At 71.2% G+C, this 13,903-nt stretch carries 12 protein-coding genes; 7 read left to right on the top strand and 5 right to left on the bottom strand.

Going from position 1 to position 13,903, the window contains the following annotated elements; translation table 11 throughout:
• Window positions 1-20: 20 nt before the first annotated feature.
• Together ACXNSR_RS37970 and ACXNSR_RS37965 are read left to right on the top strand one after the other, a co-directional pair.
• Entirely contained in the window at window positions 21-251 is a 231-nt protein-coding gene (locus tag ACXNSR_RS37970; RefSeq protein ID WP_458639888.1) for an antitoxin MazE7, read from the top strand.
• Between the two features lie 98 nt (window positions 252-349).
• Window positions 350-1,180 carry a class I SAM-dependent methyltransferase gene (locus tag ACXNSR_RS37965; protein ID WP_458639887.1) on the top strand — a complete coding sequence of 277 codons (831 nt, stop codon included), beginning with the start codon at window positions 350-352 and terminating at the stop codon, window positions 1,178-1,180.
• A gap of 11 nt (window positions 1,181-1,191) precedes the next feature.
• Here ACXNSR_RS37965 and ACXNSR_RS37960 read toward each other — a convergent pair whose 3' ends face one another.
• Entirely contained in the window at window positions 1,192-2,151 is a 960-nt protein-coding gene (locus ACXNSR_RS37960; protein ID WP_458639886.1) for a LysR family transcriptional regulator, read from the bottom strand.
• A gap of 177 nt (window positions 2,152-2,328) precedes the next feature.
• Here ACXNSR_RS37960 and ACXNSR_RS37955 point away from each other — a divergent pair, with 177 nt between their 5' ends.
• Window positions 2,329-5,802, top strand: a complete 3,474-nt coding sequence (locus ACXNSR_RS37955; RefSeq protein ID WP_458643499.1) for a M28 family peptidase — start codon at window positions 2,329-2,331, stop codon at window positions 5,800-5,802.
• Window positions 5,803-5,934: 132 nt separating this feature from the next.
• Here ACXNSR_RS37955 and ACXNSR_RS37950 read toward each other — a convergent pair whose 3' ends face one another.
• A complete protein-coding gene (locus ACXNSR_RS37950) occupies window positions 5,935-7,197 on the bottom strand; it encodes a hypothetical protein (protein ID WP_458639885.1) in 1,263 nt (420 codons plus the stop codon).
• Between the two features lie 416 nt (window positions 7,198-7,613).
• Between ACXNSR_RS37950 and ACXNSR_RS37945 the strand changes: the two genes are divergently transcribed.
• Window positions 7,614-8,687, top strand: coding sequence for a NucA/NucB deoxyribonuclease domain-containing protein (locus ACXNSR_RS37945; protein ID WP_458639884.1), 1,074 nt, complete (start codon window positions 7,614-7,616; stop codon window positions 8,685-8,687).
• Window positions 8,688-8,734: 47 nt separating this feature from the next.
• Here ACXNSR_RS37945 and ACXNSR_RS37940 read toward each other — a convergent pair whose 3' ends face one another.
• On the bottom strand, window positions 8,735-10,276 hold the full coding sequence (locus tag ACXNSR_RS37940; protein WP_458639883.1) for an aldehyde dehydrogenase family protein: 1,542 nt from the start codon (window positions 10,274-10,276) through the stop codon (window positions 8,735-8,737).
• Between the two features lie 206 nt (window positions 10,277-10,482).
• Entirely contained in the window at window positions 10,483-10,761 is a 279-nt protein-coding gene (locus tag ACXNSR_RS37935) for a hypothetical protein (RefSeq protein ID WP_327739660.1), read from the bottom strand.
• Window positions 10,762-10,858: 97 nt separating this feature from the next.
• Here ACXNSR_RS37935 and ACXNSR_RS37930 point away from each other — a divergent pair, with 97 nt between their 5' ends.
• Window positions 10,859-11,248 carry a response regulator gene (locus tag ACXNSR_RS37930; protein WP_458639882.1) on the top strand — a complete coding sequence of 130 codons (390 nt, stop codon included), beginning with the start codon at window positions 10,859-10,861 and terminating at the stop codon, window positions 11,246-11,248.
• 305 nt (window positions 11,249-11,553) lie between these two features.
• Window positions 11,554-12,204, top strand: a complete 651-nt coding sequence (locus ACXNSR_RS37925; RefSeq protein ID WP_458639881.1) for a DUF4360 domain-containing protein — start codon at window positions 11,554-11,556, stop codon at window positions 12,202-12,204.
• On the opposite strand, the gene cynR is transcribed toward ACXNSR_RS37925, so the two are convergent.
• A complete protein-coding gene (cynR, locus tag ACXNSR_RS37920; protein ID WP_458639880.1) occupies window positions 12,168-13,139 on the bottom strand; it encodes a transcriptional regulator CynR in 972 nt (323 codons plus the stop codon). The genes ACXNSR_RS37925 and cynR overlap by 37 nt on opposite strands.
• A 126-nt stretch (window positions 13,140-13,265) precedes the next feature.
• Between cynR and ACXNSR_RS37915 the strand changes: the two genes are divergently transcribed.
• Window positions 13,266-13,880, top strand: a complete 615-nt coding sequence (locus ACXNSR_RS37915; protein WP_458639879.1) for a carbonic anhydrase — start codon at window positions 13,266-13,268, stop codon at window positions 13,878-13,880.
• The last annotated feature ends 23 nt before the right edge of the window (window positions 13,881-13,903 follow it).

Genomic DNA, 13,903 nt, shown 5'->3' with positions numbered 1-13,903 from the left:
CGGGCGCGCATACTCGGAGCATGGCCGACACCACCACCGTCGAGGTCGACACCGATGTGCACGACCGCCTCTGCGTACTCGCCGCGGACCGCGGACTGAGCCTGCGCGCCTACCTCGCCGAACTCGCCACCGCCCAGGAGAACGAGGCCGCGCTCGCGCGGGCCGCGCGCGCCTTCGAGCGGGCTCTGGACCGGCCGGGCTTCCGCGAGGGCTTCGCCCGCGACTTCGGCGGCCCGGCGTCGCGCGACTGAACCGGCGGCCGCGTGCCCGCGGCCGCCGACGGGCCGGGTCCGCGAAACGTACCTATGCTCGAAGAAGGGGCGGTACCGAGCCCTGGAGGGCGGCTGTCATGACCGAGGCGAGCGATGCGGCCCAGGCGGACCGCACTCTGAAGGCCCGGCACCGCGCCATGTGGGCGCTGGGCGACTACCAGTCGGTGGCCTCCCACGTCATTCCGGATCTGGGGGCCGTGCTCGTGAAGGAGTGCGGCATCCAGATCGGCGACCGGGTCCTCGACGTCGCGGCGGGCTCGGGCAACGCGGCCATTCCGGCCGCCCTGGCCGGGGCCGACGTGGTGGCGTCCGACCTCACTCCCGAACTGCTGGAGATCGGCCGTCACCTGGCCACCGTACGCGGGGCCACGCTGGAGTGGCGGGAGGCGGATGCCGAGCACCTGCCCTTCGCCGACGGCGAGTTCGACGTCGTGATGTCCTGTGTCGGCATCATGTTCGCCCCGCACCACCGGCCCGCCGCCGAGGAGATGCTGCGCGTCTGCCGCCCAGGCGGCACGGTCGGGCTGATCAACTGGACCCCGCAGGGGTTCGTGGGCCGGATGTTCGCCACGATGAAGCCGTACGCTCCCCCGCCGCCGCCCGGTGCCGAGCCGCCCCCGCTGTGGGGCGAGGAGGAGCACGTGCACGAGCTGCTCGGCGACGCCGTCACCGACGTGGACTCCCGTCGGCAGACGGTGCGCGTGGACCGCTTCACGGGCCCCACGGACTTCCGGGAGTTCTTCAAGGCCTGCTACGGGCCCACCGTCGCCGTCTACCGTGCCGTCGCCGGCGAGCCGGACCGGGTCGCCGAGCTGGACGCGGCGCTCGACGCCCTCGCCGCCGAGCACACGGTGGACGGGGTCATGCAGTGGGAGTACCTGCTGCTGACGGCCCACCGCCGGAGCTGATCGGGCCCCGGTCAGTCGAGGACCGGATGCACCTCCGGGTGGGCGTCCCACCACTCCTTGTGGAAGGGGTTGTTGTCCACATTGGCCAGGTAGGCGCGGCCCGCGGCCCGGTAGAGCAGTTCCGCCTGCCCCGCCGAGAGCGCCGCGCGGCTCCACGCGAGGCGGATGCGGCCGATGATGGGGGTGCCGACGAGCGGGCGCATCACCGTGCCCTCCCCCGAGGGGGCCGTCGGCTGGCTGAGCGCGACCGCGCGGCCCGCGGCGATCAGGTCGTGCTGCATCTTGCGGTCGGTGATCCGGTAGCGCAGTGAGGGGCTGAATCCGGCCTTCTCGCATGCGGTGACGAGTGCTTCCGGGCCGCCGTCGTCGTCCTCCACGAGTGTCATCCACGACTCCCCGGCCAGGTCGGCCAGTTCGATGCGGTCCAGACCCGCGAGGGGGTGCGCGGCGGACAGCCGGATGCAGAACGGCTCCTTCGGGATCAGCGTCCTGGCCAGGGTTCCCTCCGGCAGCGGCACCTCGTGGCCGTTGACCTCGCCGTACACGATGGCGTCGTAGCGTCCGGCGCCGAGCATCCGCGCCAGCACGGTGACCGAATCCTCGAGGTCCACGGCTATCTCCCGGCCTGACATGGACAGGTCGGTCTGGGCGAGGAGGCCGTCGAGCAGCACGAGCATGATGCAGCCCAGACGCAGCGGGCCGCCGGTCGACATGGCGCGCGCCTGCGCCCCCAGGGCGTCCATCTCGCTGAGCACGCGACGCGCCTTGGCCAGCACGAACTGGCCCAGTGCCGTGGGTTCCACACCGCTGCGGCCCCGTACGAAGAGCTCGCCCCCGGTGACCCGTTCGATGCGGCGCAACTGGGCGGAGAGCGCGGGCTGGGACACTCCGAGCCGCCGCGCCGCGCCCCCCAGGCTGCCCGCCTCCGCTATCCGGCAAACGGCTTGCAGATGCCTCAACTCCAGCTGCATCCGGGCAGCGTACGAGCCGGGCCGCCACGGCACCATAACGCGGACCTTATGCCCCCCGAGATGTCCCAATCTCGTCATGTTCACGCTCATACTCGGCCGCGAACGACACTCATCCCCGACCCCCCACGATCGGAGTGGACGTTGCATCCCAGCAGATGGACGGCGGCCGTGGCAGCGATGGCGCTGACCGCGAGCCTCGCCGGCGCTCTGGCCGGGACGGCGTCGGCGGCGCAGCAGGCGCAGCCCTCCCCGTCCCAGAAGGACACACCGGCCGCACGTGCGGTCGCGGCCGCCGACCAGGCCGTCGACAGCGGCCTGGACTCCCTGGTCAACTCCTCCCAGGAGCAGTACGAACGACGTCTCGTCACCCCTTGGGTGAAGGACCTCTACTCCGTCTCGTACGAGCGCAGCTACCGCGGCCTGCCGGTCGTCGGCGGCGACGCGGTCGTGCTCGCGGACGGCACCGGCAAGGTGCGCGCCCTCCAGTCCGCCTCCTCCGTGCGCATCGACGTCTCCACCCGGGCGTCGGTCTCCGCGAAGGACGCCGAAGCGGCTTCGCGGGCGAAGCTGGCCTCGGTCGACAAGGTCGAGAGCAGCCGGCTCGTGGTCCGTCTCAAGGACGACAAGCCGGTGCTGGCGTGGGAGACCGTGCTGGCCGGCCGGACCAGGACCGCGCCCAGCAGGCTGCACGTCTTCGTGGACGCACGCACGGGCGCCTTCGTCGACAGCTACGACGAGGTGGTCGCGGGCACCGGCAACAGCAAGTGGAACGGTCCGGGCCCGGTCACCATCGACACCACCAACTCGGGCTCCACCTACACGCTGCGCGACCCGGTCCGGACCGGTCTGAGCTGCGCCGACTACAGCACCGGCACGGTCTTCTCGAAGTCCTCCGACTCCTGGGGCACCGGCAACCCCACGAGCAAGGAGACCGGCTGCGTCGACCTGATGTTCGCGGCGCAGAAGCAGTGGGACATGCTCTCCCAGTGGCTGGGCCGCAACGGCGTCAGCGGCAACGGCCGCAGCTTCCCCGCCAAGGTCGGCCTGAGCGACCTCAACGCCTACTGGGACGGCAGCTCGGTCACCATCGGGCGCAACAGCGCCAACGAATGGATCGCCGGGATCGACGTGGTGGCCCACGAGTACGGGCACGCCATCGACTCCAACACCCCGGGCGGCACCAGCGGCCAGGAGTCCGGGCTCGGCGAGGCCACCGGTGACATCTTCGGCGCGCTGACCGAGGCCTTCGCCAACGAGCCGGCCCCGTACGACACCCCGGACTACACGGTCGGCGAGGTCATCAACCTCCAGGGCCGGGGTCCGATCCGGAACATGTACAACCCGCCGGCCGTCAACAACGACCCGGCCTGCTACAGCTCCGCGATACCCGGCACCGAGGTGCACGCGGCGGCCGGTCCCCTGAACCACTGGTTCTACCTGCTGGCCGAGGGCACCAGCCCGGGCGGCGGCAAGCCGAACAGCAGCACCTGCAACGGCACCTCGCTCACCGGTGTGGGCGTGCAGAACGCCGGCAAGATCTTCTACGGCGGCATGCTGCTCAAGACCAGCAGCATGTCCTACAAGAAGTACCGGACGGCGACGCTGAGTTCGGCCAAGTCGCTGGACGCCACCTGTGACCTCTTCAACAAGACCAAGGCTGCCTGGGACGGCATCAGCGTGCCCGCCCAGACCGCCGATCCGACCTGCACCCCGAGCGGTCAGAACAACGACTTCTCGATGTCGCTGAGCCCGTCCTCGGGCACCGTCCAGCAGGGCGCCTCCGTCACCACCACGGTCGGCACCACGGTCACCACGGGCAACGCCCAGTCGGTGACGCTGACCGCCTCCGGCCTGCCGGCCGGCGTGAGCGCCTCCTTCAACCCGGCCACCGTGCAGTCCGGCCAGTCCTCGGTGCTCACCCTGACCGCCACGGCCAACGCGGCTCCCGGTGCCTCCACGGTCGTCGTCAAGGGGCAGGGCGCGGCCCTCTCCCACACGGTCGACTACGCGCTCAACGTGGGCGGTACCCAGCCCGGCAACGACCCGCCGGACATCGACGTCGCCAACGTGCAGGCGCACCTGACCCAGTTCAACACGATCGCGAGCCAGAACGGCGGCCACCGCCGTGCGGGCAGCGCCGGCTACACGCAGTCGCTGGCGTACGTGAAGGGCAAGCTGCAGGCGGCCGGTTACACCGTCACCGAGCAGAACTGCACGTCCTGCACCTACCCGTCGAACAACCTGATCGCCGACTGGCCGGGCGGTCCCGCCGACCAGACCGTCATGTTCGGCGCGCACCTCGACAGCGTCTCGGCCGGCCCCGGCATCAACGACAACGGCTCGGGCTCCGCGACCCTGCTGGAGAACGCCCTGGTCCTCGCCCAGAAGAACCCGACGATGACCAAGCACGTGCGCTTCGCCTGGTGGACCGACGAGGAGCAGGGCCTCAACGGCTCCGAGTTCTACGTCAACCAGCTGAGCAGCGCCCAGCGCAGCGCCATCAAGGGCTACTACAACTTCGACATGGTGGGTTCCACCAACGGCGGCTACTTCATCAACAACGTCAACTCCACGACCGCGGCCCCGCTGAAGGCGTACTGGACCTCACTGAACCTGGCGCCCGAGGAGAACACCGAGGGCCAGGGCCGCAGCGACGACTACTCCTTCCAGCAGGCCGGCATCCCCACCTCCGGCTACGCGGCCGGCGCCAGCGCCCGCAAGACCTCGGCGCAGGCCACGAAGTGGGGCGGCACGGCCAACGCCGCCTACGACTCCTGCTACCACAGCTCCTGCGACACGACGAACAACATCAACGCCACGGTGCTGAACCGCAGCGCCGACGGTGTCGCCTACGCCGTCTGGAAGCAGGCGGTGGGCGGTGAGACGCCCGCGCAGGACTTCTCCATCGGCGTCAGCCCGTCCGCGGGCAGCACGGCCCCCGGTGGTTCCGTTTCCGCCACGGTCAACACCGCCACCGTGAGCGGCGCAGCCCAGACCGTCGCGCTCTCCGTGTCCGGCGCGCCGGCCGGTGTCACGGCGACGCTCAGCCCTGCGTCCGTCCAGTCCGGCAGCTCCTCGGCGCTGTCCGTCCAGGTCGGCGCGAGCACCGCACCCGGCACCTACACCCTGACGGTGACCGGCTCCGGCACCGTCAGCCACACCACCACCTACACGCTCACCGTCACCGGCGGCGGCACCTGCACACCGCGCCAGCTCGTGGTCAACGGCGGCTTCGAGAACGGCTCCAGTCCGTGGAGCGCGTCCGCCGGTGTCATCACCAACCAGTCCGGCCAGACCCCGCACGGCGGAAGCTACAAGGCATGGCTGGCCGGGTACGGGTCCACCCACACGGACAGCGCCGCCCAGACGCTGGCCATCCCGTCGGGCTGCTCCACGTACCGGCTCGGCTTCTTCCTCCACATCGACACGGACGAGGACGAGAACGTCGTCTACGACCGGTTCACCGTCTCGGTGGCCGGCCAGACCCTGGAGACCCTCTCCAACCTGAACGCGAACTCCGGCTACGTGGAGAAGTCCTACGACCTCTCGCAGTTCGCCGGGCAGACCGTCACCCTGAGGTTCAACGGCACGGAGGACCAGTCCCTGCAGACCTCCTTCGTCGTGGACGACGTCACCGTCCAGGTGAGCTGACGCCCGCCTGAGCGCCCGACCCGAACAAGCCCGGCCCGGCCCCCGTACCAGGGGGCCGGGCCGGGTCCGTCGCGGCGGGTGTCCGCAATGGAGCCACGGTCCGTGCGGGGCCGCGCTCACCGGGTGGGGCCGTCAGACTCCGGTCAGGGTGTACGTACCCGTTCCGTCCTGCCGGCCGCTGGAATACTGGCGGATGAGCTCCCCGTCCGCGTACCGGTCGTGGCCCAGCATGGAGCCGGTGTACTTGTTCTGCAGGCCGATCTTCGAGCTGCCGGGTACGTCGCGGTAGATGTAGAACCGCTGGAGGTCGTCCTCCCCACAGGTGGCCGTTGTCAGGTATGCCTGCTCCTGGTTGGCGATGCCGGCCGGGATGGTCGCGCATCCACCGTTGCCCCAGTTCCACAGGGTCGCTTCGAGGACTCCGTTGATCTCCGTGACGTTGCACAGGCGCCAGTTGTCCAGGTGGGCACTGGTCCAATTGGATTGGCGCAGGCGCGTGCCGTCGTTGGCCAGCAGCGGCGCACTCCAGTTCAGGGGCTTGCCGGGGACGTCGATCTTGTAGGCGCCGGGTTGGCAGTTCAGGGCGGTGCGCGGGGCAGGCCCGGCGGCCCGGGTGGCTGTTGCGGCCTTGTCGGCGTCGCGCTCGGCCCGGTCGGCCCGGTCGGCCCTGGCCGAGGGAACAGGACCTGCCGGGTGCTCCGCGGTGGCGGCGGGGGACCCGCAGTCCAACAAGACCTGGGCCTTGGCCATGATGCTGTTGGCGGGGACCTTGTCCTCGCAGCGCACCGCGCCTTCTTCCAGGGCGGTGTAGGTGGTGTAGCTGCCGGTGTCGGGGCCCTCGGTCCACTTCAGTGCCCACCTGCCGTCGCCCTGTTGGACGCGGTTGCAGTTGAGGCTGCCGTAGGTACCGGTGACCTTCTTGGTGCCCTTGTAGAGGCCGTAATAGCCGGGCTCGAAGAAGTTCCAGGAGACGGAGTTCGACTCGCTGCTGGTGGAGGAGTAGTTGACCTGCACGTTCAGGCCCAGGCTCGCGCCGACGCTGCCGAGGGCCTCGACGGCGAAGCTTCCCTGAACGGTGCCGTTGAGGCCGACGGACACCGAGACGGTGGTCTGGGTGCTGGTGGTGACGGTATGGCTGCCGGTGGAACCCTGGGTGACGTACCAGCCCTTGAAGTGGGTGATCGTCGGGGTGACTTCGGTCGTCTTGATGACCGGGTGGCGTGTGCCGAGATCGGCTGAGGTGCAGGTCTGACCGGGCTGGACCGTCTGACCGGAGGCGGCCGGCGTGGCGGCTGCCGGGGTGGCGGCCAGGCCCACGGCAGCCGTCGCGGTGGCCGTCGCGGTGGCTATGAGTGCTCCGAGTCCCCTGCCCAGGCCGGTTGTTGTGCGGCGCATCGTTGTTCCCCCCTGCGTGTGGTCCGTGAGGCGAGCGTGAGTGAAGGTAGCGCCGCTTGGGGCGGCAGGGCGATATGACAACTAGCCAAATGTGATCAAAAGCCGTCCCATTCTCAGCTGGAACGAACGGGAGTCGACCGGTTCCATTCCTTCGATGTGCCCGCACAGGGCCCACCGACGGAAGGGACCACCTTGTGAAACACATCAGAAGCGGCCTGGCAGCGATAGCCTCACTCGCCCTCACCGCAGCCCTGTGCGCCGTGGGCGCCCAACCGGCCACCGCCCAACCGCCCACGAGCCGTACGGCCCCCCGGGGCCACGGCGACTGCACGGAAACCGGGCCCGACCTCCGGCGTGAGGGCATGGCCTGGACCTGCATCAGGACGGGACCTGCTACCGCCTCCGCCCTCGCCGCCGTGTCCGTCGCAGCCCCCCGGACAGCCCGCGGCAACCCGGGGGCGGACCTCTGCCTCAAGGACGACCCGGACAAGCCCTTCGAGCCCATCCCCTCGAACCGCAAGGCGTACTGCACGCGGTACCTGGCCGAGTACGTGACCCTTGGCGAGGACGACAAGGTGAACGGCCGGGCCCATGTCCTGGTCTTCGCCGCGGCGGCCATGAACTCCCTGTCCAATGCGCAGTGGCAGGAGGACATCGTGATCCGCGTCACCGATATGACGCCCAACATCGCCGCTGTGACGATGGCTCTGAGCGCCACGTGCAGCGGCCAGTGCACGGCAGGGGCACCGGCCTGGGGCGGCGTCCCCGTGCTCCTGAGGAACGGCCAGGGCAGGGACGACGGAACCCTCACCTACAGCTCGTCGGTCGGCAAGGGCTTCGACACGATCGTCCAGCCCTCTTACCACGTGAACGGGACCATCCAGACCGTCAAGGGCGGCGGGAGGCCGGTGAACAGGTTCCTGCACTGGCCCGGCCCCAAGGTGCGCTGTGACGACAACGTCTCGCCGAAGGACGGATCGCCGCCCGGATGCATCGTCGACGGGCACACGGCCAACGTGACACTCCACCGGTCGCTCTACAAGGGGGCGGCCGTCGCCTACGAATGGGCGCAGAAGAACCTCACGGGCCGGTTCGGCACCCCCGGGCACCTGCTGAACCGTTGGTACGTCGACCCGCTCGACCCGGAGGCCAAGGGCAGGCGCGCCCTGACCTGTGACCGCGGGAAGTACAAGTTCCCCCGGGGCGCCACGGGCATCCCCAACGACTCCTGTGACGAGTACCCGTTCGCCAAATCGGTGCAGGGCGGCAACGAGGGTGAACTGTGCATCGACATCACCCCGCGCGAGGTCGGCGGGGTGTGGGACGTGGCGAACGTGACCGTCGACCGGGGCACCCCGCCCAACGCGCCCTGTATCCGGGCCCACGTCGACGAAGAGGACAACTCCGCTGCGGGTCGCGAGTTCGGGAGGGCGGTGACGTCCGACCGCATCCTGCAGGGCGAGGCGTTCGAGGTCATCATCGACGCGTAGGCAACGGACCCGCCTCCCCGGATGCCCGGGGAGGCGGACGACGCCTGTTACGGCATCAGCTGGTACTCGGGGAAGTTGCCGGGCAGCCGTTCGCCGTCCCGGCCGTCGGTCACGGCGTGCACGAGCAGTTCGCCGCCGACGAACGCACCGCGCCAGGACGCGCCGAACCCGCCGAAGAGCTCCTCGCGGTCGCCGCGCGAGCGGGGCTTGCCGTGGCCGAGTTTGAAGGCCCGGATCTGCGGGGCGAGCCGGGCGAAGGTGGCCGGATCGTCGGTGGACAGGGTCGCGACGAGGGCGCCGCCCGAGGCGTTCATCGCGGCGAGCAGCTCCGCCTCGGTGTCGACGAGGACGATCGTGTCGACGGGACCGAAGGGTTCCGCGTGGTACAGCGGTGAGGAGGCCGGCGGGCTGAGCAGCGTGAGCGGGGCCATGTACGCGGAGGTGTCCTGGCCCTCCAGGAAGCGAGCCGGATCCAGCGTGCCGCGGTGGAGCGGTACGGCGCCCCGCTCGATCGCCTCGGCGGCGTGGTCGGTGAGCTCCTTGGCCTTGGCCGCGTTGATGAGGGGGCCGAAGTCCAGCTCGGGCAGCGGGTCCTCGGGGTGCGCGACGGCGAGCGGGTGGCCGGTACGGATGGACGCGACGGCCGGCAGGTAGGCGGCGAGGAAGGCGTCGAAGGCGGTGCGCTGGACGACGAAGCGCGGGTAGGCGGTGCAGCGCTGCTTGCCGTAGTCGAAGAGCTTGGGGATGACCGCCGCCAGGGCGCTCCAGTCGGTGTGCTCCCAGACCCCCCAGGTGTTGAGGCCCTCCTGCTCCAGGATGTGGCGCTTGCCGAGGTCGGTGACGGCGGTGGCGATCCGTGCCCCGGTGTCGCGGCCGCCGACGAAGGACACGCAGCCGATCTCGGGGGACCGTACGAGGGCTTCGGACAGTTCGGCCCCGCTGCCGCTGACCAGGGTGACGGGGATGCCCTCGCGGCGGATCAGCGCGCCGGCGAGGGTGAGGCAGGCGAGCCCGCCGTCGGTGGGTGTCTTCGCGATGACGGCGTTGCCCGCGAGTGCCTGGACGAGCATGGCGTGGACCAGCACGGACATGGGGTAGTTCCAGCTCGCGATATTGGAGACGGGCCCGGCGAGCGGGGCGCGGCCCTCGGTCATGGCCTCGATGTGCTCCACGTACCAGCGGACGCCGTCCACGGCGCGGTCCACATCGGCCTGGGCGAGGTGCCAGGGCTTGCCGATCTCCCAGACGAGCAGGAGGGAGAGCAGTTCCCGGTGTTCGGTGAGGGCGTCGAGGGCGGCCGTGACCTTGGCCCGCCGTTCGGGCAGCGGGACGTGCCGCCAGGCGCGGTGCTCGTCGAGGCAGGCCCGTACGGCCGCGCCCGCGGTCTGCGCGTCGAGCCGGGGCGGGCCCGCGACGGGGCTACCGTCGACCGGGCTGGTGGCGGGCAGGCTGCGGCCGTCGGGCTGCCAGGAGCCGGCCCAGAGGTTGAGGACGCGGTCGTCGCGGAAGGCCTCGGGGGCGGCGGCCAGGGACCGCCGCCACGCGTCCGACCAGGCGGTTCCGGGCTTGAGGGCGAGGGTGGGTGCCATCTGTGGTTCTCCGCTCAGGCAGTGGGCGGGGCAGGGAGGTGGCTCGTGTACGGCGGCCCTTCGCACGGGGGCGGCCGCACATCGAGGCTACGGGGCATCACCGCGACCGTACGTACCGTGGCCGGGAAATGGCCGATGCGGGCGCGGGGCGGCGCGTCGCCCGGGCCTCCTCGCGAGGGCCGGATCCCACACGCCCGGACACCCCGTCAGCGCTTGCCGCGGCCCCGCTCCGGGGCGATCATGGCGACCAGCCCGTAGTCCAGCTCCGCGCCGTCGACCAGCAGGGCTTCGACCGTGCGCGTGCTCGGGTCGATGTCGGCCTCCACGCCCTGCCCGCGGTAGCGGGGATAGCCCGAGGCACCCGTCTCGCCGGTCGCCTCGACCGTGGCCGACCGCAGGGCCCGGTCCGCGGGAGACTCGCCGCGCAGGTTCTCGATGTGCCCGGGCACCAGCAGGATCTCAAAGCTCTGCGGCTCTGTGCTCATGGACCGAAGCTACCGGATGACGTGCCCCGGAGCGGGTGTGCACACGCCCCGCCCCGTAGGCTCTGCGGGACCCCCCGCACGGATGAAGAGGAAAGACATGAGCGGCGACACCCCGGGCAGGATCGTCCTCGTGGCGAAGGAGACCACCCTCAGGGGCCTGCTGGAGCGCCTGCTCGTTGCCCGGGGGTTCACCGTGGTCGACGGCGGGACCGGGGTGGGCACCGTCTCCCTGCTGGGCAGCGCCGGCCCGATCGATCTGGTCGTCTGCGAGCGCACCGGGCCGGGCCTGGACGAGGTGGCGCTGTTCGAGGAGATCCGCCGGCACCCCGAGCACGGGCGGGTGCCGATCCTCGCGCTGCCGCCCGCGGATCCGGAGTGCACGGTGCGCGCGCTGGAGGCCGGGGTGAGCGACTGCCTCGCGAAGCCGTTCCATCCCGCCGAGTTCGTGGCTCGCGTCGAGCGGCTGGCCCGGCCGGCCGCGGCCTGATTCCGCTCTTCGGTCTCCGGCCGGTCGGCCGGATCCGGCCGGTCCGGGTAGGACGGCGCGATTGGCCTGAGATCGCCCTGGTCCGGGCCGCCCGGGGTTCCTACGATTCGGGCACCCGGACTTCACCGACCGGGAATTGTCAGGGACATGCCCAGATTCCCCTTCCTGGGCCTGCCCCGTTCCACCCTGCACACCGGTCTGTGACGACCCGGCCCCGCTCTGGCCGGCCGCACCCCCCACCCACCGGCACCCAGGCATGCCCGCCTGCGCGCCGCCCGGTACCGAAAGCAGTGGATCGGAGATACATGTCCGGCGGATTCCTCGTGAGCGGCGCGATCGGCGCCCTGCTCACCGCCACCCTGCCCACGCACGCCACCCCCACCACGATCGTGAACCCGCCGCCCGACCGCATCGTGATCGAAGTCGCCACGGTCAACGGATCCGGGTGCCCCAAGGACACCGCGCAGGTCGCCGTGTCCCAGGACAACACCGCCTTCACCGTGACCTACAGCCAGTACCTGGCCCAGATCGGAGGCGGCGCCCCGCCCACCGCGGCGCGCAAGAACTGTCAGCTCAGCCTGATCGTGCACGTGCCCCACGGCTTCACCTACGCGGTCGCCAGTGCCGACTACCGCGGCTACGCCTCGCTCGCACCGGGCGCCAAGGCCACCGAGAAGGCCTCGTACTACTTCCAGGGGTCACCGGACACGGCCGCGCGCACCCACAACTTCAGCGGCCCCCAGGAGGACAACTGGCAGGCCACCGACGTGACCGACTGGGCGCAACTGGTCTGGGCTCCGTGCGGGGTGCAGCGGAACTTCAACATCAACACCGAACTGCGGGTGACCAGAGGTACCTCGTCCCCCTCGTCGACCAGCTACATGACGATGGACTCCACCGACGGAAGCATCAACACCATCTACCACCTGGCCTGGAAGGAGTGCCCCGGCAAGTGATCCACCCCGCTCCCGGCCGCCTCCCGGCGCGCGCCCGCGCGCGGCGGGAGGCGGTAGCCGCGTTCCCGGACCAGACGCGCGGTGAGCCCGGTGAAGGCGCGGGCCGCGGCGCTCTCGTACGCGCTCTCCCGGCGCAGCAGCACGACCGTGCGGGACGGCAGCGCCGGTTCGAGCGGTACGGGGCGCAGGTACGGGTGGTCGTCGGTGACGGCGTCGGGCAGAACGGTGGCCAGCGTGGTGCGCCGGACGATCTCGGTGAGGGCCTGCACTGAGTTCGCCTCGACCGCGATGTCCGGCCGGACGCCATGGCCGGCGAGGTAGGCGTCGACGTGCTCGCGGGTGGCGAAGTCCCCGCTGAGCAGGGTCAGTCGGCGCGTGGCGAGGTCGCGTACGGTCAGCGGGCCGGGGTCCGCGCCGGCGGCGGCGACCAGCGCGAGGGTCTCCGTGAACAGCGGGGTCGCCGCGATCCCGGGCAGGTGCGGCCCCGCGAAGGCGAGGCCCAGCTCGTGCTCGTCGGCGAGCAGCCCGGCTTCGATGCGGTCCTGGGGCATCTCCCGGACCTCCAGGGTGATGCCGGGGTGCGCGGTGTGGAGCCCGGCGACGAGCGGGCCGACGAGGTACGCGGTGAAGGTGGGGGTCAGCGCGAGCCGCAGATGACCGCGGGAGAGGTCGGCCAGGTCCAGGACGGCGCGCTCGGCCGCGGCGAGGTCCCGCAGGGCGCCGCGCGCGTAGTGGACGTACGTCGCGCCGGCGTCGGTGAGCCGCACGGCGCGCCCGGTGCGGTCCAGCAGCTGGACGCCGACGGTGCGTTCGAGCTGCTTCACCTGCTGGGACAGGGTCGGCTGGGAGATCCGCAGCTCTTCGGCGGCGCGGGTGAAGCTGCCGTGTTCGGCGACGGCGATCAGATAGCGCAGGTGACGCAGTTCCAGTGCCATGGGCGCGACTATAGATGACATCGATGGGATACATGGATATTGCGTCTTGGACACAATAGATGCAGCTCATGCATGGTGGAACACGTCAGCCCCACCGGGGGACGCACCCACCACATGGGAGTGAGCATGCAGACCACGCATGATGTGTCGGCCCCGCGCGATCTCGCGGCGGGCGTCGCTCGGTTCCGGCGCGAGGTGTTTCCGGCCAAGGCGGAGCTCTTCGCCCGTCTGGCCGGGGCGCACCGCCCGAAGACCCTGTTCATCGGCTGCTCGGACGCCCGCGTGGTGCCGGAACTGATCACCCAGAGCGATCCGGGCGAGTTGTTCGTCATCCGTACCGCCGGAAACCTCGTCCCCGCGTACGCGCCGGTCACGGACGGGGTGGCCGCCGGCATCGAGTACGCCGTCGCCGTCCTGGGCGTCACCGGAATCGTCGTGTGCGGGCACTCCGCCTGCGGGGCGATGACCGCCCTGGCCGAGGGCGCCGACCTGAGCGCCGCCGCCTCCGTCGCGGCCTGGCTGCGGCATGCGGACGCCTCGGTGGCCCGTACGGCGGGCGTCACCGGCCCCGGCCGGCTGTCCGCCCTGGTCCGCGAGAACGTACGCGCCCAGCTCGCGAATCTGGCCACCCACCCCTCGGTCGCCCGCGCCCGGGCCGCGGGGGCCCTGACGCTGCACGGCTGGGTCTACGACATCCGCTCCGGCGGTGTCACGGACGTCGGCCCCGCAGCGGCCGCCTGACCCCGTGCGCCCAGCCTCCCCGC

The sequence above is a fragment of the Streptomyces sp. NC-S4 genome (assembly GCF_054353315.1).
The sequence above is the reverse complement of the archived record's forward strand: the minus strand, read 5'-3'. Positions and strand labels throughout refer to the sequence as shown.

Coding starts and splice junctions, on each gene's coding strand:
- ACXNSR_RS37935 (WP_327739660.1), bottom strand. CDS start 10,761: ATGAGCACAGAGCCGCAGAGCTTTGAGATCCTGCTGGTGCCCGGGCAC.
- ACXNSR_RS37915 (WP_458639879.1), top strand. CDS start 13,266: ATGCAGACCACGCATGATGTGTCGGCCCCGCGCGATCTCGCGGCGGGC.
- ACXNSR_RS37960 (WP_458639886.1), bottom strand. CDS start 2,151: ATGCAGCTGGAGTTGAGGCATCTGCAAGCCGTTTGCCGGATAGCGGAG.
- ACXNSR_RS37955 (WP_458643499.1), top strand. CDS start 2,329: ATGGCGCTGACCGCGAGCCTCGCCGGCGCTCTGGCCGGGACGGCGTCG.
- ACXNSR_RS37940 (WP_458639883.1), bottom strand. CDS start 10,276: ATGGCACCCACCCTCGCCCTCAAGCCCGGAACCGCCTGGTCGGACGCG.
- ACXNSR_RS37950 (WP_458639885.1), bottom strand. CDS start 7,197: ATGCGCCGCACAACAACCGGCCTGGGCAGGGGACTCGGAGCACTCATA.
- ACXNSR_RS37930 (WP_458639882.1), top strand. CDS start 10,859: ATGAGCGGCGACACCCCGGGCAGGATCGTCCTCGTGGCGAAGGAGACC.
- cynR (WP_458639880.1), bottom strand. CDS start 13,139: ATGGCACTGGAACTGCGTCACCTGCGCTATCTGATCGCCGTCGCCGAA.
- ACXNSR_RS37925 (WP_458639881.1), top strand. CDS start 11,554: ATGTCCGGCGGATTCCTCGTGAGCGGCGCGATCGGCGCCCTGCTCACC.
- ACXNSR_RS37965 (WP_458639887.1), top strand. CDS start 350: ATGACCGAGGCGAGCGATGCGGCCCAGGCGGACCGCACTCTGAAGGCC.
- ACXNSR_RS37970 (WP_458639888.1), top strand. CDS start 21: ATGGCCGACACCACCACCGTCGAGGTCGACACCGATGTGCACGACCGC.